This window comes from Bariatricus sp. SGI.161 (assembly GCF_050313695.1).
Taxonomy (GTDB): domain Bacteria; phylum Bacillota; class Clostridia; order Lachnospirales; family Lachnospiraceae; genus JAFBIX01.
This window is the reverse complement of the sequence record NZ_JBNPLX010000007.1, coordinates 19,309-45,339: the sequence shown is the minus strand read 5'-3', so window position 1 is coordinate 45,339 and position 26,031 is coordinate 19,309. Positions and strand designations below refer to the sequence as shown.

The 26,031-nt window shown below is 42.3% G+C and carries 30 protein-coding genes; 26 read left to right on the top strand and 4 right to left on the bottom strand.

The window, feature by feature from the left end:
- Positions 1–9: 9 nt before the first annotated feature.
- From ACQRBH_RS05755 to ACQRBH_RS05735, 5 genes are read left to right on the top strand one after another with little or no spacing between them, the layout of a single operon-like run.
- Complete coding sequence (locus ACQRBH_RS05755; RefSeq protein WP_427761147.1) at positions 10–1,023, top strand: hypothetical protein; 1,014 nt, start codon at positions 10–12, stop codon at positions 1,021–1,023.
- A 30-nt stretch (positions 1,024–1,053) separates the two neighbouring features.
- Entirely contained in the window at positions 1,054–1,317 is a 264-nt protein-coding gene (locus tag ACQRBH_RS05750) for a hypothetical protein (protein WP_427761146.1), read from the top strand.
- Position 1,318: 1 nt separating this feature from the next.
- Positions 1,319–1,612 carry a phage holin family protein gene (locus ACQRBH_RS05745; RefSeq protein ID WP_427761145.1) on the top strand — a complete coding sequence of 98 codons (294 nt, stop codon included), beginning with the start codon at positions 1,319–1,321 and terminating at the stop codon, positions 1,610–1,612.
- A gap of 46 nt (positions 1,613–1,658) precedes the next feature.
- The gene (locus tag ACQRBH_RS05740; protein ID WP_427761144.1) at positions 1,659–2,153 is read left to right on the top strand and encodes a DUF2829 domain-containing protein; all 495 of its coding nucleotides are present in this window, start codon (positions 1,659–1,661) and stop codon (positions 2,151–2,153) included.
- Between the two features lie 54 nt (positions 2,154–2,207).
- Positions 2,208–3,140, top strand: a complete 933-nt coding sequence (locus tag ACQRBH_RS05735; protein WP_427761143.1) for a CHAP domain-containing protein — start codon at positions 2,208–2,210, stop codon at positions 3,138–3,140.
- A 284-nt stretch (positions 3,141–3,424) separates the two neighbouring features.
- Here ACQRBH_RS05735 and ACQRBH_RS05730 read toward each other — a convergent pair whose 3' ends face one another.
- Positions 3,425–4,084: a YoaK family protein gene (locus ACQRBH_RS05730; protein WP_427742481.1), complete on the bottom strand. Its 660-nt coding sequence runs from the start codon at positions 4,082–4,084 to the stop codon at positions 3,425–3,427.
- A 228-nt stretch (positions 4,085–4,312) separates the two neighbouring features.
- Between ACQRBH_RS05730 and ACQRBH_RS05725 the strand changes: the two genes are divergently transcribed.
- From ACQRBH_RS05725 to ACQRBH_RS05715, 3 genes are read left to right on the top strand one after another with little or no spacing between them, the layout of a single operon-like run.
- Entirely contained in the window at positions 4,313–5,416 is a 1,104-nt protein-coding gene (locus ACQRBH_RS05725; protein ID WP_427742573.1) for a DUF362 domain-containing protein, read from the top strand.
- Positions 5,417–5,443: 27 nt separating this feature from the next.
- The gene (locus ACQRBH_RS05720) at positions 5,444–6,082 is read left to right on the top strand and encodes an endonuclease III domain-containing protein (RefSeq protein ID WP_427742482.1); all 639 of its coding nucleotides are present in this window, start codon (positions 5,444–5,446) and stop codon (positions 6,080–6,082) included.
- A gap of 29 nt (positions 6,083–6,111) precedes the next feature.
- Positions 6,112–6,396: a hypothetical protein gene (locus ACQRBH_RS05715; RefSeq protein WP_235232700.1), complete on the top strand. Its 285-nt coding sequence runs from the start codon at positions 6,112–6,114 to the stop codon at positions 6,394–6,396.
- A 52-nt stretch (positions 6,397–6,448) separates the two neighbouring features.
- Here the strand turns inward: ACQRBH_RS05715 and ACQRBH_RS05710 are convergent, their stop codons facing one another.
- Positions 6,449–6,694, bottom strand: a complete 246-nt coding sequence (locus ACQRBH_RS05710; protein ID WP_427742574.1) for a hypothetical protein — start codon at positions 6,692–6,694, stop codon at positions 6,449–6,451.
- A gap of 93 nt (positions 6,695–6,787) precedes the next feature.
- Here ACQRBH_RS05710 and recQ point away from each other — a divergent pair, with 93 nt between their 5' ends.
- The 4 genes from recQ (at position 6,788) to ACQRBH_RS05690 (ending at position 12,517) form a co-directional block, all read left to right on the top strand.
- On the top strand, positions 6,788–8,647 hold the full coding sequence (recQ, locus tag ACQRBH_RS05705; protein WP_427742484.1) for a DNA helicase RecQ: 1,860 nt from the start codon (positions 6,788–6,790) through the stop codon (positions 8,645–8,647).
- A 74-nt stretch (positions 8,648–8,721) separates the two neighbouring features.
- Positions 8,722–9,468, top strand: coding sequence for an HD domain-containing protein (locus tag ACQRBH_RS05700; protein ID WP_427742577.1), 747 nt, complete (start codon positions 8,722–8,724; stop codon positions 9,466–9,468).
- A 69-nt stretch (positions 9,469–9,537) separates the two neighbouring features.
- A complete protein-coding gene (locus ACQRBH_RS05695) occupies positions 9,538–11,970 on the top strand; it encodes a cation-translocating P-type ATPase (protein ID WP_427742486.1) in 2,433 nt (810 codons plus the stop codon).
- A gap of 34 nt (positions 11,971–12,004) precedes the next feature.
- On the top strand, positions 12,005–12,517 hold the full coding sequence (locus ACQRBH_RS05690) for an O-acetyl-ADP-ribose deacetylase (RefSeq protein ID WP_427742487.1): 513 nt from the start codon (positions 12,005–12,007) through the stop codon (positions 12,515–12,517).
- Between the two features lie 15 nt (positions 12,518–12,532).
- On the opposite strand, the gene yfcE is transcribed toward ACQRBH_RS05690, so the two are convergent.
- Positions 12,533–13,063, bottom strand: a complete 531-nt coding sequence (yfcE, locus tag ACQRBH_RS05685; protein WP_427742489.1) for a phosphodiesterase — start codon at positions 13,061–13,063, stop codon at positions 12,533–12,535.
- 114 nt (positions 13,064–13,177) lie between these two features.
- On the opposite strand from yfcE, the gene ACQRBH_RS05680 reads away from it, so the two are divergent.
- The 4 genes from ACQRBH_RS05680 (at position 13,178) to ACQRBH_RS05665 (ending at position 16,215) form a co-directional block, all read left to right on the top strand.
- On the top strand, positions 13,178–14,779 hold the full coding sequence (locus ACQRBH_RS05680; RefSeq protein WP_427742492.1) for a potassium/proton antiporter: 1,602 nt from the start codon (positions 13,178–13,180) through the stop codon (positions 14,777–14,779).
- A gap of 13 nt (positions 14,780–14,792) precedes the next feature.
- Positions 14,793–15,314 (top strand): N-acetyltransferase family protein, encoded by a 522-nt coding sequence (locus ACQRBH_RS05675; protein WP_427742493.1) that lies wholly within the window; start codon positions 14,793–14,795, stop codon positions 15,312–15,314.
- A 68-nt stretch (positions 15,315–15,382) separates the two neighbouring features.
- On the top strand, positions 15,383–15,544 hold the full coding sequence (locus tag ACQRBH_RS05670) for a hypothetical protein (protein WP_235232693.1): 162 nt from the start codon (positions 15,383–15,385) through the stop codon (positions 15,542–15,544).
- Positions 15,545–15,558: 14 nt separating this feature from the next.
- On the top strand, positions 15,559–16,215 hold the full coding sequence (locus tag ACQRBH_RS05665; RefSeq protein ID WP_427742495.1) for an HAD family hydrolase: 657 nt from the start codon (positions 15,559–15,561) through the stop codon (positions 16,213–16,215).
- Between the two features lie 114 nt (positions 16,216–16,329).
- On the opposite strand, the gene ACQRBH_RS05660 is transcribed toward ACQRBH_RS05665, so the two are convergent.
- Entirely contained in the window at positions 16,330–17,190 is an 861-nt protein-coding gene (locus ACQRBH_RS05660) for a class I SAM-dependent methyltransferase (protein WP_347376327.1), read from the bottom strand.
- Between the two features lie 216 nt (positions 17,191–17,406).
- Here ACQRBH_RS05660 and ACQRBH_RS05655 point away from each other — a divergent pair, with 216 nt between their 5' ends.
- The 10 genes from ACQRBH_RS05655 (at position 17,407) to pepI (ending at position 25,915) form a co-directional block, all read left to right on the top strand.
- The gene (locus ACQRBH_RS05655) at positions 17,407–17,892 is read left to right on the top strand and encodes an RNA polymerase sigma factor (RefSeq protein ID WP_427761142.1); all 486 of its coding nucleotides are present in this window, start codon (positions 17,407–17,409) and stop codon (positions 17,890–17,892) included.
- The gene (locus ACQRBH_RS05650) at positions 17,889–18,557 is read left to right on the top strand and encodes a zf-HC2 domain-containing protein (protein WP_427761141.1); all 669 of its coding nucleotides are present in this window, start codon (positions 17,889–17,891) and stop codon (positions 18,555–18,557) included. The genes ACQRBH_RS05655 and ACQRBH_RS05650 overlap by 4 nt, the downstream gene beginning before the upstream one ends.
- A gap of 186 nt (positions 18,558–18,743) precedes the next feature.
- Positions 18,744–19,679, top strand: a complete 936-nt coding sequence (locus ACQRBH_RS05645; protein WP_427742498.1) for a substrate-binding domain-containing protein — start codon at positions 18,744–18,746, stop codon at positions 19,677–19,679.
- Between the two features lies 1 nt (position 19,680).
- Complete coding sequence (pstC, locus tag ACQRBH_RS05640; RefSeq protein ID WP_427742499.1) at positions 19,681–20,574, top strand: phosphate ABC transporter permease subunit PstC; 894 nt, start codon at positions 19,681–19,683, stop codon at positions 20,572–20,574.
- The gene (gene pstA, locus ACQRBH_RS05635; RefSeq protein ID WP_427742502.1) at positions 20,567–21,430 is read left to right on the top strand and encodes a phosphate ABC transporter permease PstA; all 864 of its coding nucleotides are present in this window, start codon (positions 20,567–20,569) and stop codon (positions 21,428–21,430) included. The genes pstC and pstA overlap by 8 nt, the downstream gene beginning before the upstream one ends.
- A 12-nt stretch (positions 21,431–21,442) precedes the next feature.
- Positions 21,443–22,192: a phosphate ABC transporter ATP-binding protein PstB gene (gene pstB, locus ACQRBH_RS05630; protein ID WP_427742504.1), complete on the top strand. Its 750-nt coding sequence runs from the start codon at positions 21,443–21,445 to the stop codon at positions 22,190–22,192.
- A gap of 3 nt (positions 22,193–22,195) precedes the next feature.
- The gene (gene phoU / locus ACQRBH_RS05625; RefSeq protein ID WP_427742507.1) at positions 22,196–22,849 is read left to right on the top strand and encodes a phosphate signaling complex protein PhoU; all 654 of its coding nucleotides are present in this window, start codon (positions 22,196–22,198) and stop codon (positions 22,847–22,849) included.
- Positions 22,850–22,869: 20 nt separating this feature from the next.
- Complete coding sequence (locus tag ACQRBH_RS05620) at positions 22,870–23,544, top strand: response regulator transcription factor (RefSeq protein WP_427742509.1); 675 nt, start codon at positions 22,870–22,872, stop codon at positions 23,542–23,544.
- A 67-nt stretch (positions 23,545–23,611) separates the two neighbouring features.
- The gene (locus ACQRBH_RS05615; protein ID WP_427761208.1) at positions 23,612–24,928 is read left to right on the top strand and encodes an ATP-binding protein; all 1,317 of its coding nucleotides are present in this window, start codon (positions 23,612–23,614) and stop codon (positions 24,926–24,928) included.
- Positions 24,929–25,030: 102 nt separating this feature from the next.
- Positions 25,031–25,915 (top strand): proline iminopeptidase, encoded by an 885-nt coding sequence (pepI, locus tag ACQRBH_RS05610; protein ID WP_235232679.1) that lies wholly within the window; start codon positions 25,031–25,033, stop codon positions 25,913–25,915.
- The last annotated feature ends 116 nt before the right edge of the window (positions 25,916–26,031 follow it).

Here is a 26,031-nt window from a genome sequence, read left to right as displayed (position 1 = left end):
GGATAGAATGTGGCTGTAAAAGCAAGAGATGAGGTTACCCTGGTACGGGTGGATGACGGAGCTGCAGGGAAAAACGGACAGATGCTATACGCAACCTGCAATACAGCATCGGCTACTGTAGCGAAAGTGGCCACTTTGGAAACCGGAACATTGACCTTAAAGGCCGGTTCGACCGTGGCAGTGAAATTTACTTATGCGAATAATGCGGCCAGTCCGACACTGAACATTGGCGGTACCGGGGAAAAAGCGATTTATACTCAGGGAGTGCGGTATGCCTACTGGGCAGCCGGGGCCACGGTGATCTTTACCTATGACGGTACTTACTGGAGAGTGGCAAGCGAGCCGGTGTATGCCAATGTGGCGACAATTGGCAATCCGTCTGGCAGGAATATTTATATAGACGGGTCGAAAGTCTATATTAGGGATGGCACTACAGTTCTTGCGGCATTTGCAGCAGATGAGATCAGCTTAGGAGAAAATTCCAGTTCATCAGTCATAAAAATGTGTGGAGACAATATAGAGTTTGGCGTGGTATCCATAGATGGTGAACAGCACAATTATCTACACAGCGTAGTTTTGAATATCAGTGTAAAGAAGCCGAATGAAATGGGGGCTGCTTCCTCTGCTGGCTTATTTATGCAGGGAGATACCGTAGATATATCTGGGAATCTGAAATATAAAGAAAACCCAATCGAAGATCTATTGAAGTGGAATCTGTTAAAAGAAGTATCTGGTACTGCATTTGGAAGTGTGACGATTCCATCCCTTTCTTTTTATAGAGAATATTTGCTGACAGTAGGACCCTGGGCATCTGGAAATACCGCGCTGAATAATCGGATCCTGGCATCTGCAGTGATTCCTGTCGGTGCGATGATTAATTCGAAAGGATATGAAGATGCAAACGGGGTTCATCAGGCATATTATTCATCGAAATATTGGTCCGGGTTAAATTGTGCGAATGATACAACAATACAGATACGAGCATCTGGTTTTGATGCAATTGCGAAACTGTGGGCAAGATAGGAGAAAATTATAGAATCGAGGTATTGAAATGTGATTGAAGCAATTATTACAGGGGCTGTTGCAATTGTGGTATGTATGATCAACAACTATTTTCAGCAGCGCAGATCAGAAGAACAGAACGACAAGACGATTGCCCTGATAGATTATAAGCTTACCGAACTCACGAAAAGAGTTGATAAGCATAATAATACAATAGAACGTACATATCATCTGGAAGAGCAGATGGCTCTTCAGGAAGAAAAAATGAAAGTGGCGAATCACAGGATTGAGGATTTGGAAAGGAAGGTAGAATGATATGGATCAGATTATGAACTATGTAAAACCGGAACTTATTGTTGTGGCGATTGTACTGTATTTTCTTGGGATGTGGCTGAAACAGGCTGCATTCATCAAGGATAAATACATTCCAATGGTACTTGGAATCGTCGGGATTTTTGTATGTGGTATCTGGGTGATGGCCACAGCATCATTTGCCACTGGGCAGGATATTGCACTTGCGGTATTCACGTCGATTGTACAGGGGGTTATGGTAGCCGGATTAAGTACTTATGTAAATCAAATATTTAAGCAGTTAAATAAGGATGAGTAGAGGGCGAGTAATCGTCCTCTTTTTGATATGAAAGGAGAACAGAATTATGAATTTTGTAGAAGCATTAAAGGCAATGAAGAACGGGGCGAAAGTAAAGTTGCCATCATGGGGCGGATATTGGTACTGGGACGAAGAAAAACAGACCATCATGATGCACACGAAGGACGGGAAAGAACTGGACATCAGAGAAACGCAGAGAGTAGAGTATACTCTTTCTAATGTAGCTTCTGATGAGTGGGTGATTTCGGATGAGAATAACTGCCCGGTGCTGGGTGGAGAAGCAACATTTTCTTTCTCAGATGCGATCAGGTATCTTAAGCGTGGGTTGAAAGTCAAGAGAAAAGGATGGAATGGTAAAAATCAGTATATTGAACTTGCTAAGAATATCAGTTACGTAAATCCATCTGAAGAAGTGGTTAATGCGGAGCATGAGGCCATTGGAAATCATGCTATTGCGTTTGTGGGAACTTCTGGTGTGCAGATAGGATGGCTTGCTTCTCAGGCTGACATGCTTGCAGAAGATTGGGTGTTTGTAGAGTAGAGAGTCGGAAACGGCTCTCTTTTATTGTGCGACGTCGCACAGGAAGGAGTGCATATGGGATATATAGAATATAAGAACGTATTGGATGGATGGTATGGATACAGCGAGGCAAAAGGACAGGATGATATTATCATCGACATTTACAATGCTCAGAGGGTAGAAAGCTATAAAATGACTCATAATGATCCGTGGTGCCATGCAACTGTTTCTGCAGCAGCCTACAAATCCGGTAACCAAGGAAGAGTTCCAAACACGGCTTACTGCCCTTACGGAATCAACTGGTTCAAAGCACGCGGATTGTGGACAGCCAGATATGTAAGCAATTACAACCCGGCAGTAGGCGACATCCTCTATTATGACTGGGGCGGTGATGGAGTATCTGACCATGTTGGAACCATCATTGCAGTAAATGGCAATACCCTTGTTGTGAGAGAGGGTAATAAAAACGATATGCTGACAGACCGTCAGATCAGCAAATGGTCCACATTAATTATGGGTTATGGGCGTCCGAACTGGGGTGGACAGACAAGCATTATCATTACTCAAGCACAGGCCATTCAGAGTGGCACCTACGGCATTGCCCGTAAGGATCTGATTAAGATTGGCCAGCAACATGCAATCAATTTTACTGGAGTTCAGATTTCAGTAGATGGAATTCCCGGAACCGAGACAAGCCGGATGAAAAAGAGAGTTGTGCAGCATGCAATGAACATGGATTACAATTCTGGATTGAGAGAGGATGGAATCTGGGGAAGATTATCAGATGGAGCATTCGGAACGCACTATGTATGCGAGGGTGAAACCCAGTATATGGTTACTGCCTGGGAAATCCTTCTGATGCTGAATGGATATGATCCGAAAGGCGTAGAGCATCCTGGTAAATTCGGAAGCGGTTGTGCAGATGCGACAGATCTGTTCCAGAAAGACCATAATCTTGTTAGAGACAAGGTTGCTGGAAGAAAGTCGTTTATGACTGCTATGAATTAATAGAATAGAAAACGACCGCCACATCCCAGAACAGGGAAGGTGGCGGTCAGAAGTTTAATCCCATGTTGTTATTTTATACCCATTATGTATGTCCGTACAACGATTTTCAATCGTCATATTTCGACATACAAGAGATTAAAATAGTTATTTTTCATTCTGAATTATCGCATATTAATATTAACGGTTAGTGACACGTTAGTAACAAAACCAACGAAAAATGGCGTGTTTTCGTTATTTTATTTTAAGAAGAAATTAAATTATTATTTCCTTTTTATTCTCAGAACTTATCCTCGCTCTCTGTCGATGAACATGAGAATGAATGCCAGAAACATCATCACAGAACAACATAGAATTGCCTTTTCGTGAAAAATCTTGATAAAAGCATTTCCTATTACAGCACCGATGACAAAGCAAAAGATGATGCCATAATAAAGCAGGCCTTTTTCCAGATGCCCCTTCTCTTTTGTATAGAAATAACTGCACAGGTTCTGAGTGGCACTTCGCAGGTTGCCGATACACATGGTAGTTGCTATACCGTTTCCATGTATCTTGCGGAAACTTTCCACCTGTATCCCGCATGCCAGAGAAGTCAGACTGTTCGCCAACAGGTTCATGCTATGAGGCATAAGACTTACTGTTGCCAGGATCAGAGCTTCAAACAGTACGGAAATCTGCCTCCAGTGTAATCGAATTATTCCTTTCATCCGAACAACATCGGCCAGGGCGATTCCAATGGCAAAAGCCAATACAGGGAATAGATACCGTACGACCAGATGAAAATTGCCTTCAGAAAGAGAGACACCTAAAAGAAGCATATTTCCAGTCTGGGCATTGGCAAATACCCTGCCGCGTTCCAAGTAGGAGTAGGCGTCCATGAAACCGCCGGAAAGTGCTAATATGATTCCTAATTCTATAGATTCAGAGACTTGAAGTGCACGTTTCATAATGAAGTTCCTTTCTGGCTTGCATTGATTTCGCACCAATTATAGGTGGATTCTTTTTCCATGTCAACAAGTCCAGAAGTAAATTAGCACTTTGTATAATAATTGTCAGTTTTATAAATTCTCTTTAGCAAACTTTTAACGTGTCAAAGGATTTTTCTGAAAGTGTAGCTGAAAAGAAGGAATTGTGATATGATTAATGACAAGCTGAATATTATGGAGGAAAGCGATATGGAAAAATCAAAAGTTTATTTTACCAATATGAAAGCATCGTTCAATGAGAATCTGCCACAGAAGTTAAAACGCCTGATTCGTACTGCAGGTATTGAGGAGATTGATTTTAAAGATAAATATGCGGCAATTAAGATGCATTTTGGAGAACCGGGGAATCTTGCATTTTTACGTCCAAACTATGCAGCTGTCATTGTAGATATGGTAAAGGAACTGGGAGGAAAACCATTCCTTACAGATTGTAATACTTTATATGTCGGTGGTAGAAAGAATGCACTGGATCACTTGGATTCTGCGTATCAGAATGGATTTTCTCCATTTTCTACAGGCTGTCATGTGTTGATCGCTGATGGACTGAAGGGTACAGATGAGGTACTGGTACCTGTTGACGGAGAATATGTTAAGGAAGCGAAGATTGGACGTGCAGTCATGGATGCAGATGTATTCATTACGTTGAATCATTTCAAGGGGCATGAGGCGACCGGTTTTGGCGGAGCACTTAAGAACATTGGCATGGGCTGTGGCTCCAGAGCTGGAAAGATGGAGATGCACAGTGCAGGAAAGCCATATGTGGAACAGGAAGAATGTGTGGGCTGCGGGAATTGTATCCGTATCTGTGCACATGATGCACCTTCTATTACAGATGGCAAGGCATCTATTGATCATGATAAGTGCGTTGGCTGTGGCAGATGCATTGGTGTCTGTCCAAAGGATGCAGTCTGTCCGGCAGGGGATGAATCCAATGATATATTAAATAAGAAGATAGCCGAATACAGTCTGGCAGTGGTGAAGGATCGTCCACATTTTCATGTGAGTCTGGTAATTGATGTATCTCCGAACTGTGACTGTCATGCAGAAAATGATATTCCAATCGTACCGGATGTAGGAATGTTCGCATCCTTTGACCCAGTAGCGCTGGATCGTGCCTGTGCAGATGCAGTGAATCGGATGCCGGTGATTGCCGGAAGTCAGCTGGATCAGATGCCGCATGTGCATCATGATCATTTTATTGATTCTGCACCGACTACAAACTGGAAGGTGTGTCTGGAACATGCAGAGAAGATTGGACTTGGAACACAGGAATACGAACTGATAGAGATCTAAGAATGCATTTATAAATTAGGAGGAAATATGACAAAAGCAGAATTGGCACTGGAAGTTATTGAACGTTTGAAAAAAGAATATCCGGATGCGGGATGTACTCTGGATTATGATCAGGCATGGAAGCTTCTGGTCAGTGTCCGGCTTGCGGCTCAATGTACAGATGCCCGGGTCAATGTTGTGGTAGAAGGATTGTATGAGAAATATCCGGATATAGATGCACTGGCTGCGGCAGATGTTGAGGATATCGAGAAGATTGTAAGACCCTGTGGATTGGGAAAAAGTAAGGCGAGAGATATCAGTGCCTGTATGAAGATGCTGAAAGAAGAGTACGACGGGAAAGTCCCGAAAGACTTTAACGCATTGCTTAAGCTGCCAGGTGTAGGAAGAAAGAGTGCGAACCTTATCATGGGAGATGTGTTTGGTGAGCCTGCAATTGTAACAGATACACATTGTATCCGTCTGGTGAATCGAATCGGTCTTGTAGATGGAATAAAAGAACCGAAAAAGGTAGAGATGGCACTCTGGAAGATCATTCCGCCGGAAGAAGGCAGTGACTTCTGTCATCGTCTGGTATACCATGGGCGTGATGTCTGTACGGCACGAACCAAGCCATATTGTGAGAAATGCTGTCTAAAAGATATCTGTGCGAAAAATGGAGTAGAGTAAGTTCATAAGAAGTGTATAGGAGAATGGTTATGGCAGATATTGTAGGAATGCTGGATGAATTACAGAATCGTGCTCTGAAAGATGAGAAACTTAAAAAGCAATTGCTTGCAACGCGGACAGAATCAGATCCGGTAGCTGCATTTTGCAGGACATGCAGGGAATTGGGATATGAGATCTATGAGATGGAACTGATCAGCGCCGGGGAGGAATTTCATGCTTCTATGAAAAGAAGTACCAATGGAGGCGGAGAGAATTCACCGATGTTGGAAAGTGAAGATGACTTCTATGAATTGTTTTTTGCAAGTCTGGAATAAAAAGAGATGGCAGGTGAATCGTAATGATTACTTGCCATCTTTCTGTCAAAGCTTATGGTTGATTCTGATTCATGCTTTTCAAAGTTTCAACGAGCTCCATATCGTCTTGTTTTAACTTGATATTTGAGCAATAATTCTTTCCCTCTGGTGTTGTGACTGTGATCTCAATCACTGTTCCTTCCATCAGAGCTTCCCTGGATACTGCGTTTATAAATAAAGGAAATTTGGGATGGTTGGCGCGGAAACGGTCAATACAGCTTTTTATTTTTTGAATCATTGCAATCTGATTGAAGTTCATATTCATGATGATTTCGCCTCCTTTGAACATATACCTATGGGGCATTATACTGGAATTGGAGGAAATAGTCAAAAGGAGAATGAATAAAAGAAAATGGAACCGATAGATATATTAAAGCAATATTTTGGATATGACACGTTCCGTGAGGGGCAGCGCCCATTGATTGATTCTGTCCTGAAGGGACGGGATGTTTTAGGAATTATGCCTACGGGAGCTGGAAAGTCGATGTGTTTTCAGATCCCGGCACTTATGATGGAAGGCATTACCCTGGTCATCTCTCCTTTGATCTCACTGATGAAGGATCAGGTCGGAGCACTGAATCAGGCAGGAGTCCATGCAGCGTTTTTGAACAGTTCGCTGACAATGGGACAATACGTGAAAGCGCTTCGCCTGGCAAAAGAAGGTCGCTATAAGATTATCTATGTAGCACCGGAACGATTGGAGACGGAAGGATTTCTTGAGTTTGTGTTATCTGAAAATGTGCATATCTCCTTCCTGGCAGTGGATGAAGCACATTGTGTCTCGCAGTGGGGGCAAGACTTCCGCCCCAGTTATCTGAAGATCATAGAATTTTTAAAGAAACTGCCATATCGTCCGGTGGTAGGCGCATATACGGCAACTGCAACGGAAGATGTACGTGATGATATTATGGATATTCTAGAGTTGCAGAATCCATACGTGATGACGACTGGATTTGACAGAGAGAATCTGTATTTTGCAGTAAAAAAGCCGGTAGATAAGTACAAAGAACTGGTACATTATCTGAAAGACAGGGAGAAAAAGTTCTCGGGAAGCAGTGGGATCATCTACTGCCTTACCAGAAAAAATGTGGAAGATATTTGCTATAGATTGAGAAAGGAAGGATTTTCTGTTACGAGATATCATGCCGGATTAAGTGATGAGGAACGAAAAGAGAATCAGGAAGATTTTATCTATGACAGACGTCAGATTATGGTGGCAACCAATGCATTTGGTATGGGGATTGATAAGTCGGATGTGCGCTTTGTGATTCATTATAATATGCCGAAGAATATGGAAAGCTATTATCAGGAGGCGGGACGAGCCGGCAGAGATGGAGAGCCGGCGGAATGCATCCTCTATTATGAACCCTTGGATGTGCGTACGAATCGTTTTTTTATAGAAAATGGAGAAGATAATGAAGAGTTAGACGAATTCACACGCCAGCTTGTAAAAGAACGGGATATTGAGCGTTTGAAGCAGATGACGTTCTATTGTTTTACCTCCGAGTGCCTGCGCCATTATATATTGAAGTATTTTGGAGAGAATAGTTCGGGGTATTGTGGAAACTGTCTGAATTGTATGACTCAGTTTGAAGAGGTTGATATTACCAATGAGACAAGAGCCATTATTCATTGTATGGATGCAAATCGAATGAACTATGGTGTTTCTACAATTATTGATATTCTGCGTGGCGCGAAGAATCAGAAGATTCTCTCCAAAGGATTGAATCAGAATCCGGAGTATGGAACTTTGTTACAGATAACAGTGGCAAGACTCAGACAGATCATACAGGAATTAATGTATCAGGGGTATCTGGAATTGTCCGGTGACCAGTATCCGGTCATTCAGACGACGAGGAAGTCAGCCGAATTCCAGCAAAATAATCGTACATTTGTGATGAAACTTGCAAAAGAAAAAGAACAAGAAGAAGTGTCAGGAAGAAAGCAGAAGAGGGGAAGCAGGAAAAAAGCCGGAGCTGCTGCTATGCTTTCGGAAAAGGATCTGGAGCTCTTTGAAACTCTTCGTGTGCTCCGCCGGGAGATTGCCGGGGAAGAAAAGGTGCCTCCATATATGATCTTCTCGGATAAAACACTTGCTTTAATGAGTGCTGCGCATCCTGAGAATCTTGAAGAAATGCTGCGAATCAGTGGAGTGGGAGAATTCAAACTACAAAAATACGGGGAACGTTTTTTGCAAGTTATTTGCAGGTAACCAAGAATCACTGTTGAGAATTATTAATTACTATGTTGTCATATTAATGATACAGAAGAGGGTAGAGAAACATGATGGATTTACAATATGCAAAAAAGCAGTTTGAATGTTATCTGAACCATTATGACAGGGACGATGACAAGATACGATTGAAGATTGTGCACACATATGGCGTGGTAGAATGTAGCTGCCAGATTACCCAGAGAATGGGACTGCCAGAAGAAGATAGGCAGTTGGCACAACTGATAGGCTTACTACACGATATTGGAAGATTCGAACAGTTGAAACGATACAACAGTTTTGAACCGGATACCATGGACCACGCCAGTTTTGGTGTGCAGATATTGTTCGAAGAAGGAATGATTCGTCAGTTTGTGCAGGATAATACATGGGATTCTATTATAAGGACGTCTATTGCAAAACATAGTGATTATAAGCTGGAAGGAATCGAAGATTCCCGAGAACTTATGCATGCCCGTATTATCCGGGATGCAGATAAGCTTGATAATTGCCGTGTCAAACTGGAAGATCCAATTGAGACCATGCTGGGAGTCTCTGCTGAAGAAGTAGGAAAGACGAAGATCAGTCCAGAAGTCATGGAACAAGTTTATAGAAAAGAATCTATTCTTTCTCAGACCAGAAAAACAAAGATGGATTACTGGGTATCTTATCTGGCATATTTTTTTGATATCAATTACGAAGCGACATTTCAGATCATAAGAGAACAAAACTATGTAGACCGCCTGATCAATAGAATCCCATATTCCAATCCTGAGACGGTGGCGAAGATGGAAGAAGTGAGGAGCATAATACATTTTTAAGAATATGTTTATAGAATTCTCTATTTCCCTGGCGTATAATTATTAACATACATGTGAGGAGGCCGTTATATGAAGTGGAAGTCTAGACAGGAAGTACAGGAAAGGGAATATGATTATGAAGTAGAACGAACTCCGGTGGCTCGTTACCAGCCGGTATATACAGAAGGCCTTACAAACAGGCAGGTACAGGAGCACAGAGATGGAGGCTGGTCGAATCTGTCCGTAGATCCTCCGGCGCAGACTACTAAGGAAATTATACATGAGAATGTATTTACATATTTTAACTTGATATTTCTGGTGCTGGCAATATTACTCTGCCTGGTAGGTTCTTTTCGGAATCTTACGTTTTTACCGGTGATTATCATTAATACTTTAATAGGTATTATTCAGGAAGTCCGGTCGAAGAATGTATTGGCGAAGCTGAATATGCTGAATGCGCCGCATGCCAGTGTGGTGCGCGGAGGTAAAGAATCAGTCGTGGATTCGGAAGAACTGGTGCTGGATGATATTGTTCTATTTAAAAGTGGCAATCAGATCTGTGCAGATGCAGTCGTTGTGGAAGGAGAAGTGCGGGTTAATGAGGCTTTGCTTACCGGCGAATCGGACGAGGTTATCAAGAGATGCGGAGATCATCTGATGTCCGGGAGCTTTGTGGTAGCCGGACAATGCCATGCCCGGCTGGAAGCAGTAGGAGTGGATTCTTATATTTCAAAATTGACGCTGGAAGCAAAGGCGATGCAAAAGGGCGAACAGTCGGAGATGATTCGTTCATTGGATAAACTGGTCAAGTGTGTGGGTGTGGCACTGATTCCAATTGGAATTGTGTTGTTCGTTCAGGGATTCTTCTTTAATGGAGAGACATTCCGCAATAGCATAACTTCCATGGTAGCGGCAGTGATTGGCATGATTCCGGAAGGATTGTATCTTTTGGCCAGTGTTGCCCTGGCTGTCAGTGCTATGCGTCTGGCGAAGAAGAAGGTGCTGCTTCATGATATGAAAAGTATTGAGACACTGGCGCGTGTAAATGTCCTGTGTGTAGATAAGACAGGAACCATTACAGAGAATTCGATGAGTGTAAAGAAGTTGGTTCCGACCCAATTATATGATAAGGAGACAACACCAGAACTGGAAAAATTGGTGGGAGACTTTGTCAAGGCCATGGGCAGTGATAACAGTACGATGGAAGCGCTGAAAGAATATTTTAAAGATGGAACCGGAGCTGTTGCAGTTCGCACAATTCCATTCACATCTGCGACAAAATACAGTGGAGTCGTGTTTGAGGAAAAATCTTACGTACTGGGAGCGCCAGAGTTTGTGCTGCGTGAGGACTATGAGACTTATCGGCTGGAGATTCAGACTTATGCAAAACGTGGCTATCGTGTGTTGGTTTTCGGAACATATGAAGGAACGCTGGAAGGAACGAAGTTGACAGAGAAGGTTCTCCCGCTGGGGTATATTCTTCTTGCCAACCCGATTCGAAAAGAAGCACCAGAGACATTTGCCTACTTTGCAGAGCAGGGAGTGGAAGTAAAGGTCATCTCTGGAGATAATCCTATGACAGTATCTGAAGTTGCAAAAGAAGCAGGTATTGAGAATGCAGAGGAATATATAGATGCAACAACGCTTACAACAGATGAAGATGTGGAGCGTGCGGTCGCAAAATATACGGTATTCGGACGGGTAACTCCTGCACAGAAGCGGCAGTTTGTACAGGCTTTAAAGAAGCAGGGTAAGACAGTCGCAATGACTGGCGATGGAGTCAATGATGTGCTGGCACTTAAGGATGCGGACTGTAGTGTGGCTATGGCGTCAGGAAGCGATGCGGCAGCACAGGCATCACAGGTGGTATTGTTAGAGTCGGATTTCTCCTGTATGCCATCCGTTGTGTTGGAAGGAAGACGTGTGGTTAATAATATTCAGCGTTCAGCAACACTGTTCCTTGTGAAGAATATCTTCTCTTTCCTGCTGTCCTTGTTCTCCGTGGTATTTATGATTACTTATCCGCTGGAACCTTCGCAGGTGTCTTTGATCAGTATGTTTACGATAGGAGTTCCTGCGTTCTTTCTGGCATTGCAGCCGAATAAGGATCTTATTAAAGGTCATTTTTTGCCAAATGTAATTCTAAAGGCATTGCCGGCGGCTCTTACGGATGTTCTGGCAGTAGGTTCTCTGGTAGTATTTGGGCAGATCTTTGCAGTAGGTGCAACCGATATCTCAACAGCAGCTACGATGCTGCTTGCAATTGTCGGATTTATGATTCTGTATAGAATCTGTCAACCGTTTAATGTATTTCGAATTGTGATATGGGTAGGCTGCGTCATCGGGTTGCTGGCCTGCAGCATATTCCTGCCAGATTTATTTGCAATTACAGGAATGTCTACGAAATGTATCATGCTGTTTGTGGTATTTTCAATTGCAACAGAACCGGTGCTTCGTTATCTGACGATGTTGGTTGGTGGAATGCAGGATTTACATAAGAAGATCTTTCATAAGAAGGCATAAGAAACCGGAAAACAATAGTAGGAGATGATAGAAAATGAAGTTGCAAGTAGTGTTAGGAGATATTACCAAGAGTACCTGTGATGCAATCGCAAATGCGGCGAATACGTCTCTGCTTGGCGGAGGCGGCGTAGATGGAGCAATTCACAGGGCGGCTGGCCCAGAGCTTTTAAAAGAATGCCGGACTCTGGGTGGATGTAAGACGGGAGAAGCCAAGATTACAAAAGGCTACCGGCTTCCGGCCAGATACGTGATTCATACTCCAGGACCAGTCTGGCATGGTGGACAGCATAACGAAGAGAGATTGCTCCATAATTGTTATGAAAATTGTCTGAAACTGGCAGTCGATGCTGGATGTAAAAGTATTGCATTTCCGTCAATCAGTACAGGAATCTATGGTTTCCCGTTAGAAAAAGCGGCACCGATTGCGGTAAGTACCATCCGCAGCTTTTGCACAGAGCATCCGGAAATCGAAGTAGTGCAGATGGTGTGCTTTGATCGCAATACTTTCTCTTATTACGAAAAAGCAGTAAAAGAACAAGACATTTAGTCGAATGTGAGGAACCTAGACAGGGATGATATTACCATCCAGATCTTTCCAGATAAAAGCTCCGTCATAGATCATGTATCCATGGGCGGAGTTTTCTTTTGGAATGGATACAGAGCCAGGATTCATATAGATATAATCGCCCATGTTCTGGTTAGCCGGAATATGAGTGTGACCATTCAGCAAGATATCCCCGTCTTTTAACATCGGCGGATTCTGTGGATTGAAATGGTGCCCGTGTGTGGCGAAGATTGTCTGTCCGTCTAATTCCAGAAAGCAATAGTCAGCCAGAATCGGAAATTCCAGAACCATCTGATCCACTTCGGTATCACAATTACCCCGAACGCACAATAATTCTTGCTTCAAAGGATTCAGCATAGCAATTACTTCTTTTGGATTATAATCCTTCGGCAGATCATTTCTGGGACCATGATATAGAATATCCCCCAACAGCAATAATTTGTCTGCCTGTTCTTTCTGGTAAGCTTCTATCATTTTTTTACAATAATATGCGGAACCATGAATATCTGATACAATCATTAATTTCATGTAAAGTACCTCTCTTTCTCATCATGTACCTTATTCTAACATAAATCATCAGAGGAGTAAAATTGGATTTCTTTCTGATATTATATATGTTAAAATAAGGATGGAGGTGGCTGAATGCTTATATTACTTGCGCTTGTGTCCATTGTGATTGTGACATGTGTATTATGTAACAAATTATCGAATAAAATGGGGGTTCCCGTGCTTCTGGCGTTTATTTTGCTTGGAGTTGCTTTTGGCTCGGATGGAATCTTTAAGATACATTTTGATGATTTTGTTTTGGTAGAGCGGGTGTGTACGATCGCGTTGATTTTTATTATGTTCTATGGTGGGTTTGGCACCAATTGGAAAGAGGCAAGGGTAGTTGCACCAAAAGCTCTTATGTTGTCTTCTTTGGGTGTTGTTATAACAGCATTTCTTGTCGGAGTATTCTGTTATCATGTGCTTCATTTCGAATGGCTGGAGAGTCTTCTGATTGGAGCGGTCTTGAGTTCTACTGATGCAGCTTCAGTATTCTCGGTGCTGCGATCCAAGCAATTGAATTTAAAATATGGAACAGCCTCTCTTCTTGAGTTGGAAAGTGGAAGTAATGATCCGTGGGCATATATGTTGACGGTGCTTATTCTATCTGTGATGCGTGGAGAGAGCGGTACGCCGGTAAGTATTATGACAACAGTGCTGCAGCAAGTCTTAGTGGGACTGATTGTAGGGATGTTGATTGCCTGGATTGGTATGTGGGCGATTCGACACATTGATTTTGAAACTTCTGGTTTTGACACGATATTTGTGGTTGCGATTGCATTGATGGCGTATACATTTCCGTCTTTACTCGGCGGAAATGGTTATCTAAGTACTTACATTGTGGGACTTGTGTTGGGAAATGTAACCCTTCCGGATAAAAAACGAATGGTACATTTTTTTGACGGTGCAACAGGATTGATGCAGATGCTGGTATTCTTTTTGATGGGGTTACTTGCATTTCCATCACAAATGCCATCAATTCTGCTTCCGGCAATTGCGATATTCCTATTTCTTACGTTTATTGCAAGACCATTGGCAGTATGCCCATTGTTATCGGTTTTTCGCTCTAATCTCTCTCAGCAGTCAGTCGTTTCCTGGGCAGGGCTTCGAGGTGCGGCTTCTATCGTATTTGCAATTATGGTAACGGTGGATGATGCATATACGAAGAATGATGTGTTTCATATTGTATTCTGTGTAGTACTTCTCTCAATTGGAGTACAGGGTTCATTACTTCCTTTGATATCCAGAAGATTGCATATGATCGACAACAGTCAGGATGTCATGAAGACATTCAATGATTATACGGAAGAATCTTCACTGCAGTTTGTAGCCTTGACGCTTGAAAAAGGGCATGAATGGATCGGTCGGCAGATACAGAGTATAATATTGCCGCCACAGATGCGGATTGCATATATCCGAAGAGGAGAAGAGCAGGTCATTCCAAGGGGAAGTACAATTCTGGAGGAAGAAGATATATTAATTATGAGTGCTGTTGAATATCAGGGATCCCGGCCAATTGCAATGAAAGAGGTCTATGTCGACAAGAAACATAAGTGGAATAACCGGCAGTTGAATGAACTGGAACTTCCACATTCAAGAATTGTTTTGATAAAACGAAAGGGACATTCTTTTGCACCCACAGGAGAGAGCCGGATTGTGGAGGGAGATATGCTGGTACTTATAGGAGATGAGATTTAGAGGAGAGAAGAGGATGGAGCAGACAATTCAAATCAGTTATGCAGAACAGGCGGATGTTCCAGAGATTATGAAGATTATGACAACGGCCAGTCAGCTGGTCGAGGATGCAAAGTGGTACAGCATGGATGATGAAGCTTATGTAAGAAGACATATAGACCAAGAAGGTTTTGTATTAAAAGCGCTGATAGACAAAAAGACAGCAGGATTTCTTTTGGTTCGTTATCCGAAAGACGCCAAAGATAATCTGGGAGAATACTTGAATCTGACAAAACAGGAAAGCTTGATGGTCGCACATATGGAATCGGCAGCGGTTCTTCCAGAATATACAGGAAGAGGAATTCAGAGACAGCTGATGTCAGCAGGAGAAGATATCGTATTGCAGCAAGGATATCGTTATCTAATGGGAACTGCCCATCCGGAAAACAGATATAGTGTGAATAATTTTCTGAAATTAGGCTACAAGATTTTGCTTGAGACTGAAAAATACGGCGGTTTGCCGCGATATGTATTTTGTAAGGAAATGAACGGGCAATAAGTAGAAAAGTATGGTATACTATAAATGTAAATGATGACAGATCACGTTGAGCAAAAGGGGGTATTCCTATGACAGAAGAACTGATTAAAGAAGTAAAGCATATTCAGCAATGTCTGGTGAATAAGGATATGGAAGGCGACGAGTGGGAAGAGAAGATGGAGATTATCCGTAAGCTGGAAGATGTATCAAGTTATCTGAAAGATGCCCTTGGACGTGGCATAGAGTTCTGATGGATGATGGATCTATGATAGAAGCAATTGTGTTTGATATGGATGGTCTTCTGTTTGATTCTGAGCAAATTGTACAGCGTTCCTGGGAAGAAGCCGGCAATCAGCTTGGCCTGGAGCACATGGGAGAGACAATATACCATACACTGGGAATGAATCTGGCAGGAAGAAATCATTATTTTCGCAATACAATTGCGAAGGATTTCCCATGCGAGGAGTTTGCAAAGCAGGCAAGAATCTGGTTCTATAAGATAGTAAATGAAGAAGGGCTTCCTATGAAGAACGGTGCAAGGGAATTGCTGGAATATGGGAAGGCGAATGGGTATCGAATGGCGATAGCAACTTCTTCTCGTAGAGAGTATGCCTTAAAAAATCTGAAGGCGGCAAAGATATATGATTTTTTTGATGCTGGAGTCTTTGGTGATATGGTGCAACATGCAAAACCGGATCCCGAGATCTACCTGAAAGCCTGTGACAGCATTGGTGCAGCTCCTGCGAACTGTATTGCGCTGGAAGATGCACCGGCAGGTATCCGTGCCGCATATGCAGCTGGCATGAAGCCAATCATGATACCGGATCTTGTAGCTCCGACACCAGAAATCGAAGTTCTTCTATATGAAACATGTGATACACTTCTGGGTGTGATCGGAATCTTGGAAAAATTGAAAAAGTAGAAAAAGAATGATTAATATAAAGTAGAATAAAAAGGCAGATGCCAATGTCTGATCGATGACCATGACAAAGGTAGCTGCCTTTTATATTTGTGGAATCCAATTCCTAAGCTTTGATTAGCGTGCTTCCCAGCGGCCGGAAGCTCCACAGGGAAGAACCAGACCTGAGTGAGTGACCGGAAGCCCAATTTCCTGAGAATCTACGGTTCCATGGAATTGTTTTAATTCTGTCCCTAACATATAAGTAAGAACCGCCGGTGCAAGTCCTGTCGTATAGGAATTGACCAGAAAGAACAGTGGCTGGTCTGACAGAATCTGTGTACATAATTTAATCAGAGGATGAATAGCATCCTCGATCTTCCAGATCTCGCCTTTTGGACCGCGGCCATAAGATGGAGGATCCATGATGATTGCATCATAATGATTGCCTCTTCGAATCTCACGCTCTACAAACTTTACACAGTCATCTACCAGCCAGCGAATCGGTTTGTCAGAAAGGCCAGAAGAAGCAGCATTTTCCTTTGCCCATGCAACCATTCCTTTTGAGGCATCTACATGTGTCACACTTGCACCTGCTGCCGCTGCCGCCAACGTAGCGCCTCCAGTGTAAGCGAATAGATTCAATACCTTGATCGGACGGCCTGCATTTCGAATCTTCTCAGAAAACCAGTCCCAGTTCGCTGCCTGCTCCGGAAACAATCCGGTATGTTTAAAGCTAAATGGCTTCAGGTTGAAAGTCAGATTACCATAGTGAATCTGCCACTGCTCCGGCAGATGAAAGAATTCCCATTCGCCGCCGCCCTTCTTACTGCGGTGATAATGTCCGTTCATATGCTTCCATCCGCGTTCGGTCTTCGGAGTATCCCAGATGACCTGCGGATCCGGACGAACCAAAATATACTGTCCCCAGCGTTCAAGCTTCTCCCCTTTACTGCAATCTATTACTTCATAATCTTTCCAATGGTCTGCAATCCACATAATCTATAATCCTCTCTTTATAGCATCATGGTGTATCCACGTAAGGTACATATCAGATGCCAGATATTATTTTAGAATTTCAATAGGATTATAGCATGCTAAAATAGAAAAGAAAAGCCAGAATTGCGTTGCATTTAACTATGTAAATAATTTATTTGAAGTGTGTAACGAAATATCTTATTTTTGGATATATAGGTATAACAAGGAGGTGAGAGAATGCTAGATATGGATTCTATATATCAAGAGCATGCCGAGTTAGTGTACAAGTTCCTGTTATCTTTATGCCATGAAGAGGATACGGCAGAAGAGTTGACGCAGGAAACATTTTATCAGGCAGTCCGGTCGTCAAAGAAATATGATGGAACCTGTAAAGTGTCAACTTGGCTGTGTCAGATTGCAAAGCATTTGTGGTACAGGGAACTGGAACGAAGAAAGAAGAAAGGAACAACCTCGCTTCCAGAAGAAATACATTCTGGTAATGAATCTTTGGATGAAAAGTTTTGCCTGAAAGAAGAAAAGATGGAATTATTTCAGAAGGTGCACATTCTGGATGAAATTTCAAAAGAAGTGGTACTGCTTCGAATTACAGGAGCATTCTCTTTTAAAGAGATCGCGGAATTATTTGGAAAAAATGAAAACTGGGCGCGAGTGACATTCTATCGTGCAAAACAGAAAATTGTGAAAGGGTGGAAAAAAGAATGAAATGTGAAATTATCCGGGATTTATTACCAAGCTATATCGACGGATTAACAAGTGAAGAAAGCAACCAGGCAATTGAAGAACATCTGGAAGGCTGCAGAGAATGCCGCAGATACCTGGAGGAGATGCGAAAAGAAATTGTCACAGATAAGTTAGCGAAAGACGAGATAGAGAAAAGAAAAAAAGAGATTCAGCCATTGCTTAAAGTACGAAAAGTTAATCTGCATAAGATTTTCGCTGCCGTGATGGTGACAGCCATGATATGCGCTGTTTTGTTTGGTGTATATGAAGCATATTACGAATATGGAAGGACCGCAGATTATAGTGACGTAAGAATTACTTATGAGAAAGTGGGAAACATAGTAACACTTGGGTTCCTGCCGCAGAATGAAAAAATATATATTAGTGCAGGTGTTATCAGTGTTGGAGAGGAAGAATGGCTTGAAATTATAAAATATCGTGTGAGCCCATTCAGGGAACCAGTCCGTACAGGAGGATATTACAGATTTACCTTTATTGATGAAGATACCATCTTAGATTCTGACGGTAAGGGAACCATAGATTTAACCGGAAATGAAGAGATAAAAATACACTTCGCAGATGTTACGAAAACAGTGAACATCAAAGATTTGTATACAGAAAAAGGAATAACGAACTTAGAGAACTAAATGGGTACAGGGCATTTTTCATTTGGGTACACCACATTTTGCAATTGGGGACGTAGTATTTTTGCAAAATACTACGTCCCCAATTTAACATTTATTTTACATTCTTGAGATTTCAGATTTTACATTGTGCCTTTATGATAACAACTGTGAAGAAAACAAAAAGCAAAATCAAAGGAGAAATTGAATATGAAATTGAAAAAGTTTATTGCAGTATTAGCAACAGTTGGTATGATTGCAAGTCTTGCAGTTGGTTGTGGAAGTTCTGATGCGGATTCTTCTGCAGAGGGAGAGGATGCAGCGACAGAAGAGACAGCAGAAGGTGGAGATTGGGATCCTTCTATGGATATCACAATCGTATCAAGAGAAGATGGATCTGGTACAAGAGGAGCATTTATTGAATTGTTCGGAATTGAAGAGAAGGATGAATCTGGCGAGAAGATTGATATGACAACTGAGGAAGCTCAGATTACGAACAGTACATCTGTTATGCTGACAACCGTAGCTGGAGATGATTATGCAATTGGTTATGTATCACTTGGTTCTCTTGATGACAGTGTCAAGGCAGTAAAGATTGACGGAGCAGAAGCAACAGCAGAGAACGTTAAGAGTGGTGAATACAAAGTATCAAGACCATTTAACATTGCAACAAAAGAAGGACTTGACAATGAAGTAGCAAGTGACTTTATCACATTTATTATGAGCCAGGAAGGACAGCAGGTTATTTCTGATAATGGTTACATTGCTTCTGATGACGCTGAGCCATATGCAGGAACAGCTCCTTCAGGAAAAGCTGTTGTTGGTGGATCTTCATCTGTATCTCCTGTAATGGAAAAATTAATCGAAGCTTACAAAGAAGTAAATGCAAATGCTGAGATTGAACTTCAGACAACAGATTCTACAACAGGTATGACATCTACTATTGATGGAAGCTATGACATTGGTATGGCATCTCGTGAGCTGAAAGATGAAGAGACTGCAGAAGGCCTTGTAGCACAGGTGATTGCAACAGATGGTATCGCAGTTATCGTAAATAAGAACAGTACAGTGGATGAGCTGACAAGTGACCAGGTGAAAGCAATCTACACAGGTGAAGCTCTTACATGGGATGAGGTATTAGAATAATATGAAATCAAAAGCATGGACTGAAAAATTCATGCAGGGAGTGTTCTTCATTGCCGCCTGCGCTTCGGTGTTGGCGGTAGCTCTCATTTGTGTGTTTTTATTTGCAAATGGTATCCCTGCAATGAAAGAGATCGGATTTGGCAAATTTCTGACTGGAGAGATATGGAAACCGAATAATGACATCTATGGAATTCTTCCTATGATCGTCGGAAGTCTCTATGTAACGGCAGGTGCGATTGTATTTGGCGTGCCGATTGGTATTTTAACAGCGGTGTTTATGGCGTTTTATTGTCCAAAGCAGATATATAAACCGTTGAAAACAGCGACAGAATTGCTGGCTGGAATTCCATCGGTTGTGTACGGATTCTTTGGACTTGTGGTATTAGTACCGCTGATTCGTAATATGGGAAGAAGCTTAAAAGAGATGGGAATCTTAAGATCTGCCGGAAATGGAAGCAGTATTCTTACCGCATCTCTTCTGCTTGGGATGATGATTCTTCCTACGATTATTGGTCTGACAGAATCTTCGCTTCGGGCAGTGCCGGAACAGTATTATGAAGGTGCAGTTGCTCTGGGGGCAACACATGAGAGAGCAATCTTTAAAGTTGTTCTTCCTGCTGCAAAGTCTGGTGTGGTTGCAGCAATTGTACTGGGGGTAGGCCGTGCAATTGGTGAGACGATGGCCGTGATCATGGTAGCAGGAAATCAGGCAAGAATGCCGGCAGGTATATTTAAAGGAGTCAGGACACTTACAGCGAACATTGTTATCGAGATGGGATATGCAGCTGGTCTTCACAGAGAAGCACTGATAGCAACAGGTGTGGTGTTGTTCGTATTTATACTGATCATTAATTTCTGTGTAGCATTATTAAACAGGAGGAACGATCATGAGTAGTAATGAAGTAACATTTAAGCAAAAAATGAAATCCTATAAAAGAACTCCTGGTTCCTTTATCATAATGCTTTTGGTAATACTTTCAGCAATCTTGACATTTACAGTGTTGATTTTCCTGATTGCATATATTTTGGTACATGGTGTGCCGTATCTGAAGCCATCATTATTTTCACTGAATTATTCTTCTGAAAATGCATCTTTGATGCCGGCGCTGGTCAATACGATAATTATGACGTTTCTATCACTGTTGATTGCAGTACCGTTTGGAATATTCTCCGCAATTTTTCTGGTGGAATATGCGAAGCGAGGTAATAAATTTGTAGAAATTATCCGGTTGACTACGGAGACACTTCAGGGAATTCCTTCTATTGTCTATGGTCTGTTTGGAATGTTGTTCTTTGTTACGACCTGTGGATGGGGATTCTCCATTCTGGCGGGTGCATTTACCCTGTCTATTATGGTACTTCCACTGATCATGAGAAGTACAGAAGAGGCCCTGAAGGCAGTGCCAGATTCTTATCGAGAAGGAAGTTTTGGACTTGGCGCCGGTAAACTTCGTACAGTGTTCCGGATTGTATTACCTTCAGCAGTACCGGGTATTCTGGCAGGCGTGATCCTGGCAATCGGAAGAATCGTAGGTGAGACGGCGGCTCTGATCTACACGGCAGGAACTGTGGCGGATTTTCCAAAGAGTGTCATGAGTTCAGGAAGAACACTGGCAGTGCATATGTATAATCTTGCCAGTGAAGGATTGTACATGGATCAGGCTTATGCAACGGCTGTCATCCTGTTGGTACTGGTAGTTGGAATTAATACATTATCCGGCGTAGTAGCGAGGAAATTAACGAAAGCATAGAGAGGAATTGTCATGAGTAAGATAAGCATAAAAAATATGGAGCTGTATTACAGTGATTTTCATGCCTTGAAAAATGTTAATCTTGAGATTGAGGCCAATAAGATCACTGCATTTATCGGTCCTTCCGGCTGCGGAAAGTCCACTTTGCTGAAATCCATTAACCGGATGAATGATCTGGTGGAAGGCTGTCGCATTGAAGGAGAGCTCCTTTTGGATGGGCAGGATATTTTTAAAGATATCGATGTCAATTTATTACGAAAAAGAGTCGGAATGGTATTCCAGAAACCGAATCCATTTCCGATGAGTATTTATGATAATATTGCGTATGGGCCAAGAACCCACGGAATTCATTCCAAAGCAAAATTAGATGAGATCGTAGAGAAATCTCTGCGTGATGCTGCAATCTGGGATGAGTGTAAGGATCGTCTGAAGACCAGTGCGCTTGGAATGTCAGGCGGACAGCAGCAGAGACTTTGTATAGCAAGAGCACTGGCAGTGCAGCCGGAAGTGCTTCTGATGGATGAGCCGACATCCGCGCTTGACCCCATCTCAACTTCCAAGATTGAAGACCTTGCGATGGAACTGAAAAAAGATTATACTATTGTCATGGTCACACATAACATGCAGCAGGCAGTGCGTGTATCTGACAATACAGCCTTCTTTTTGTTAGGAGAAGTTATAGAATACAATGATACTGAAAAATTATTCTCCATACCGGCAGATAAGAGAACAGAGGATTATATTACAGGGAGGTTTGGTTAAGATATGCGTAATAAGTTTGATATGCAGCTGCAGCATCTGAATGAACAGTTGATCCACATGGGAGAGTTATGTGAAGTTGCCATTAACCGTGCAACCACGGCATTACAGAAAGGTGATATTGAGCAGGCAAGAGAAGTCCGCGAGGCAGATGAAGAGATTGACCAGATGGAGAAGGATATTGAACGTCTGTGTCTGAAGCTGTTATTACAGCAGCAGCCGGTAGCCAGAGATCTTCGTCAGATTTCGGCAGCACTTAAGATGATTACCGATATGGAACGAATCGGAGATCAGGCATCCGATATTGCGGAAATCATTATTTCTGAAGGAAGGGTTGAGCCGACGGAGATACCAAGAATCGGTCAGATGTCTGAAGCAGCGGCTAAGATGGTCAGAGACAGTGTGACTGCTTATGTAGAGAAGGATCTGGAGCTCTCAAGAAATGTCATGGAAGCAGATGATGAAGTTGATAAGATGTTCGAGGAAAATAAGCAGGAACTGGTGGAATTCATTGCCCAGAATAAGGGTAACCAGGGTGTAAAGGTTATAGATCTTATCATGGTGGCCAAATATCTGGAACGAATCGCAGACCATGCCACGAACATTGCAGAGTGGGTAGAATTTTCTATTACCGGAATTCATAAAGAGAGTAAGGTATAGAAAGTGTAAGGAGATAGTTTATGATATTTTGTGTAGAGGATGACAGTAATATTCGAGAATTAGTCGTATACACATTAGAGACCACGGGCTTTAAAGCGCGTGGTTTTGAAGATGGAAAGGAATTTTTGGAAGCGTTGGCGCTGGAGACACCGGAACTTGTTCTGATGGATATTATGCTTCCCGGTGAAGATGGGATAGAGTTGCTGAAAAGATTAAAAGCATCGCCGAAAACACGGGATATCCCTGTAATCATGGTGACGGCGAAGGGAGCAGAATATGATAAAGTGAAAGGACTGGATCTGGGGGCAGATGACTATGTAACGAAACCGTTTGGCATGATGGAATTGATTTCCAGAATCAAAGCGGTGCTTCGAAGGAGCCAAAAAGGTTCCAATGAACTGCAGGATATTATTAAGGTCGGAGATATTGAGATCGATACTAAGAAGCATGAAGTAACTGCAGCGGGAGAGATTGTGAATCTGACCTTGAAAGAATACGAATTGCTAAAGCGACTGATGAAGAATTCTAATATTGTGATGACTCGAGATCTTCTCCTGGAAGAAATCTGGGGTTATGATTTTGATGGAGAGACCAGAACGGTGGATGTCCATGTCAGGACCCTGCGTCAGAAGCTTGGAAAAAGTGGAGAGAGAATAGAGACAGTCCGTGGTGTTGGTTATCGTATGCGCGAATAGATGTCACTGCCTCTGCTGATAAAAAATACAGGGTGAAAGCATTTTGGAGAAGGAGCGGATGACGATGATGAGACTAAGGAACCGAATACAGAAAAGCATGATTCTAGTCATTGCAACAACGCTTCTGATTGCTTATGCAATGACAACATTTGTAATATACCATCAGACGGTAAATGTGATGGAAGATGAACTTCAGCAGGAAGCGGATTATATCCGGGCAGCAATAGAGATATCCGGGGCAGACTATCTGCAGGAAATGGATGCGGTACGTAAGAGTACAAGAGTAACTCTGATTGACGAGGATGGACAGATATTATATGATTCTCAGCAGGGAAAGATGGAGTTAGAGAATCATAAGAATCGGCCGGAAGTTCAGGAAGCAATGAAGTTCGGAACCGGAAAAGATGTCAGAGAATCAGATACTATGAGGCAGGAAATGTTCTATTATGCAGAACAGCTTCCTGACCACACAATCTTACGTGTGGCAAAAAGTGTGGATACTGCATTTTACACGGCAATGAAGATATTGCCGGGAATCGGAATTATTGCAATCCTGATGCTGGTATTTGCATGGGGATTATCCAGACAACAGGTAGGCAGGCTGATACGGCCGATTAATGAATTGAATCTTGAGAATCCTTTGGATCATGAGATGTACGAGGAACTGACGCCGTTACTAGAACGAATTGATGAGCAGAACAAGACCAAAGATGCAGTTGCAAATATGCGAAAAGAATTTTCTGCAAACGTATCCCACGAGTTGAAGACCCCGCTTACTTCTATATCCGGGTATGCCGAGATCATGATGAATGGCATGGTACGGCCAGAAGATACGAATAAATTCTCAGAACGCATTTATAATGAAGCAAAACGATTGATCACACTGGTAGAAGATATTATCAAGTTGTCTAAACTGGATGAGGGCGGTGTAGAACTTGAAAAAGAAGATGTTGATCTTTATGCACTTACGCGGGAAATCGTAAGTCGGCTTGCACCACAGGCGACGAAAAGAAATGTCCATGTTGAGCTGACCGGAGAATCCGTAATCTGCCGTGGCGTTCGTCAGGTCATTGATGAGATGATTTATAATATCTGTGAAAATGCGATTAAATACAATAAAAAGGGAGGTTCAGTCAGTATCTGGGTTGGCGGTACTTTAAAGGGCAAAAAAGTTATTGTCACAGATACGGGTATTGGAATCCCGACAGACCAACAGGAACGAATCTTCGAGCGCTTCTACCGTGTAGATAAGAGCCATTCCAAAGAAACCGGAGGTACCGGACTGGGACTGTCAATTGTAAAACACGGTGCAATCCTGCATGGAGCACAGATTCGCGTAGAGAGCGAAGTGGGAAAAGGAACCAAGATGGAACTCACCTTTTAGGAAGGAGGGGATGGGGGAATTTGCAAATTCCCCATCCCCTCTATTGCTATTTGAAAATAAATTAATTATAATAGGGAAAGAAGAAAAAGGGGGTTTTCAACTATGGAGATTAAAGAAGGCTATATGCCATACCTGGAGTACAAAACTTATTATCGTATTGTAGGAAAGAAAACTGGAGATAAGAAGCCATTGGTATTATTACATGGCGGGCCAGGATCTACCCACAATTATTTTGAAGTGTTAGACAGACTGGCAGAGGAAGATGGACGTCAGATTGTCATGTATGATCAGATTGGATGTGGAGAATCTTATGTAGAGAATCGTCCGGATCTGTGGAATGCAGAGACATGGATTAACGAGTTGATTGCTTTAAGAGAACATCTTGGACTGGATGAGATGCACCTTTTAGGACAGTCCTGGGGTGGAATGTTGCTTTTGGATTATGTATGCAATCATAAGCCAGAAGGACTTAAGAGCCTGATCCTTTCCAGCACACTTCCGGCTTCCTGGATGTGGGGAATTGAACAGCATCGTATGATTAAAGAACTGCCGCAGGAGATGCAGGATGCAATTGAGAAAGCAACCTCTACCAATGATTACAGTGACCCGGCATATCAGGCAGCAGAGACGGAATACATGCTTCGTCATGCAGCAGGAGCTGTTACAGAGGATTCACCAGAATGTCTGCGCCGTCCGGTGAAAAAGGGCGGAGAATCTTATGTAGTGGGATGGGGCCCGAATGAATATACTCCTATGGGAACATTGAAAGATTACGATGTTACAGAACAGTTAAAAGATATCAAAGAGCCAACACTTGTGATTAATGGCGGTAATGATCTGTGTACACCATATATCGCAAAATATATGTATGACAGAATCCCGAATTCCAGATGGGAATTGTTCCGTACCTGTCGTCATATGTGTTTCGTAGAGGATAATGACAGATATGTTGAGCTTATGAAGGAATGGCTGAACGCAAATGACTAAATATTAATGCAATGAAAAAGAGGATGCGCTTTATGAAAAAGAGCATCCTCTTTATCTTGAGAGAATAATGAATGAGGCTTTATTACGATATACCACCTTCAAGATTTATTTTAGCA

Bases quoted from the DNA above. Each gene is read 5' to 3' on its own strand.
- ACQRBH_RS05715 (WP_235232700.1), top strand. From the start codon at position 6,112: ATGGCAGATATTGTAGGAATGCTGGATGAATTACAGAATCGTGCTCTG.
- recQ (WP_427742484.1), top strand. From the start codon at position 6,788: ATGGAACCGATAGATATATTAAAGCAATATTTTGGATATGACACGTTC.
- ACQRBH_RS05710 (WP_427742574.1), bottom strand. From the start codon at position 6,694: ATGAACTTCAATCAGATTGCAATGATTCAAAAAATAAAAAGCTGTATT.
- ACQRBH_RS05650 (WP_427761141.1), top strand. From the start codon at position 17,889: ATGAAATGTGAAATTATCCGGGATTTATTACCAAGCTATATCGACGGA.
- ACQRBH_RS05735 (WP_427761143.1), top strand. From the start codon at position 2,208: ATGGGATATATAGAATATAAGAACGTATTGGATGGATGGTATGGATAC.
- ACQRBH_RS05665 (WP_427742495.1), top strand. From the start codon at position 15,559: ATGATAGAAGCAATTGTGTTTGATATGGATGGTCTTCTGTTTGATTCT.
- pstB (WP_427742504.1), top strand. From the start codon at position 21,443: ATGAGTAAGATAAGCATAAAAAATATGGAGCTGTATTACAGTGATTTT.
- ACQRBH_RS05675 (WP_427742493.1), top strand. From the start codon at position 14,793: ATGGAGCAGACAATTCAAATCAGTTATGCAGAACAGGCGGATGTTCCA.
- ACQRBH_RS05655 (WP_427761142.1), top strand. From the start codon at position 17,407: ATGCTAGATATGGATTCTATATATCAAGAGCATGCCGAGTTAGTGTAC.
- ACQRBH_RS05720 (WP_427742482.1), top strand. From the start codon at position 5,444: ATGACAAAAGCAGAATTGGCACTGGAAGTTATTGAACGTTTGAAAAAA.
- ACQRBH_RS05745 (WP_427761145.1), top strand. From the start codon at position 1,319: ATGGATCAGATTATGAACTATGTAAAACCGGAACTTATTGTTGTGGCG.
- pstA (WP_427742502.1), top strand. From the start codon at position 20,567: ATGAGTAGTAATGAAGTAACATTTAAGCAAAAAATGAAATCCTATAAA.
- phoU (WP_427742507.1), top strand. From the start codon at position 22,196: ATGCGTAATAAGTTTGATATGCAGCTGCAGCATCTGAATGAACAGTTG.
- ACQRBH_RS05645 (WP_427742498.1), top strand. From the start codon at position 18,744: ATGAAATTGAAAAAGTTTATTGCAGTATTAGCAACAGTTGGTATGATT.
- pepI (WP_235232679.1), top strand. From the start codon at position 25,031: ATGGAGATTAAAGAAGGCTATATGCCATACCTGGAGTACAAAACTTAT.
- yfcE (WP_427742489.1), bottom strand. From the start codon at position 13,063: ATGAAATTAATGATTGTATCAGATATTCATGGTTCCGCATATTATTGT.
- ACQRBH_RS05740 (WP_427761144.1), top strand. From the start codon at position 1,659: ATGAATTTTGTAGAAGCATTAAAGGCAATGAAGAACGGGGCGAAAGTA.
- ACQRBH_RS05670 (WP_235232693.1), top strand. From the start codon at position 15,383: ATGACAGAAGAACTGATTAAAGAAGTAAAGCATATTCAGCAATGTCTG.
- ACQRBH_RS05680 (WP_427742492.1), top strand. From the start codon at position 13,178: ATGCTTATATTACTTGCGCTTGTGTCCATTGTGATTGTGACATGTGTA.
- ACQRBH_RS05620 (WP_427742509.1), top strand. From the start codon at position 22,870: ATGATATTTTGTGTAGAGGATGACAGTAATATTCGAGAATTAGTCGTA.
- pstC (WP_427742499.1), top strand. From the start codon at position 19,681: ATGAAATCAAAAGCATGGACTGAAAAATTCATGCAGGGAGTGTTCTTC.
- ACQRBH_RS05615 (WP_427761208.1), top strand. From the start codon at position 23,612: ATGAGACTAAGGAACCGAATACAGAAAAGCATGATTCTAGTCATTGCA.
- ACQRBH_RS05695 (WP_427742486.1), top strand. From the start codon at position 9,538: ATGAAGTGGAAGTCTAGACAGGAAGTACAGGAAAGGGAATATGATTAT.
- ACQRBH_RS05730 (WP_427742481.1), bottom strand. From the start codon at position 4,084: ATGAAACGTGCACTTCAAGTCTCTGAATCTATAGAATTAGGAATCATA.
- ACQRBH_RS05700 (WP_427742577.1), top strand. From the start codon at position 8,722: ATGGATTTACAATATGCAAAAAAGCAGTTTGAATGTTATCTGAACCAT.
- ACQRBH_RS05660 (WP_347376327.1), bottom strand. From the start codon at position 17,190: ATGTGGATTGCAGACCATTGGAAAGATTATGAAGTAATAGATTGCAGT.
- ACQRBH_RS05690 (WP_427742487.1), top strand. From the start codon at position 12,005: ATGAAGTTGCAAGTAGTGTTAGGAGATATTACCAAGAGTACCTGTGAT.
- ACQRBH_RS05725 (WP_427742573.1), top strand. From the start codon at position 4,313: ATGGAAAAATCAAAAGTTTATTTTACCAATATGAAAGCATCGTTCAAT.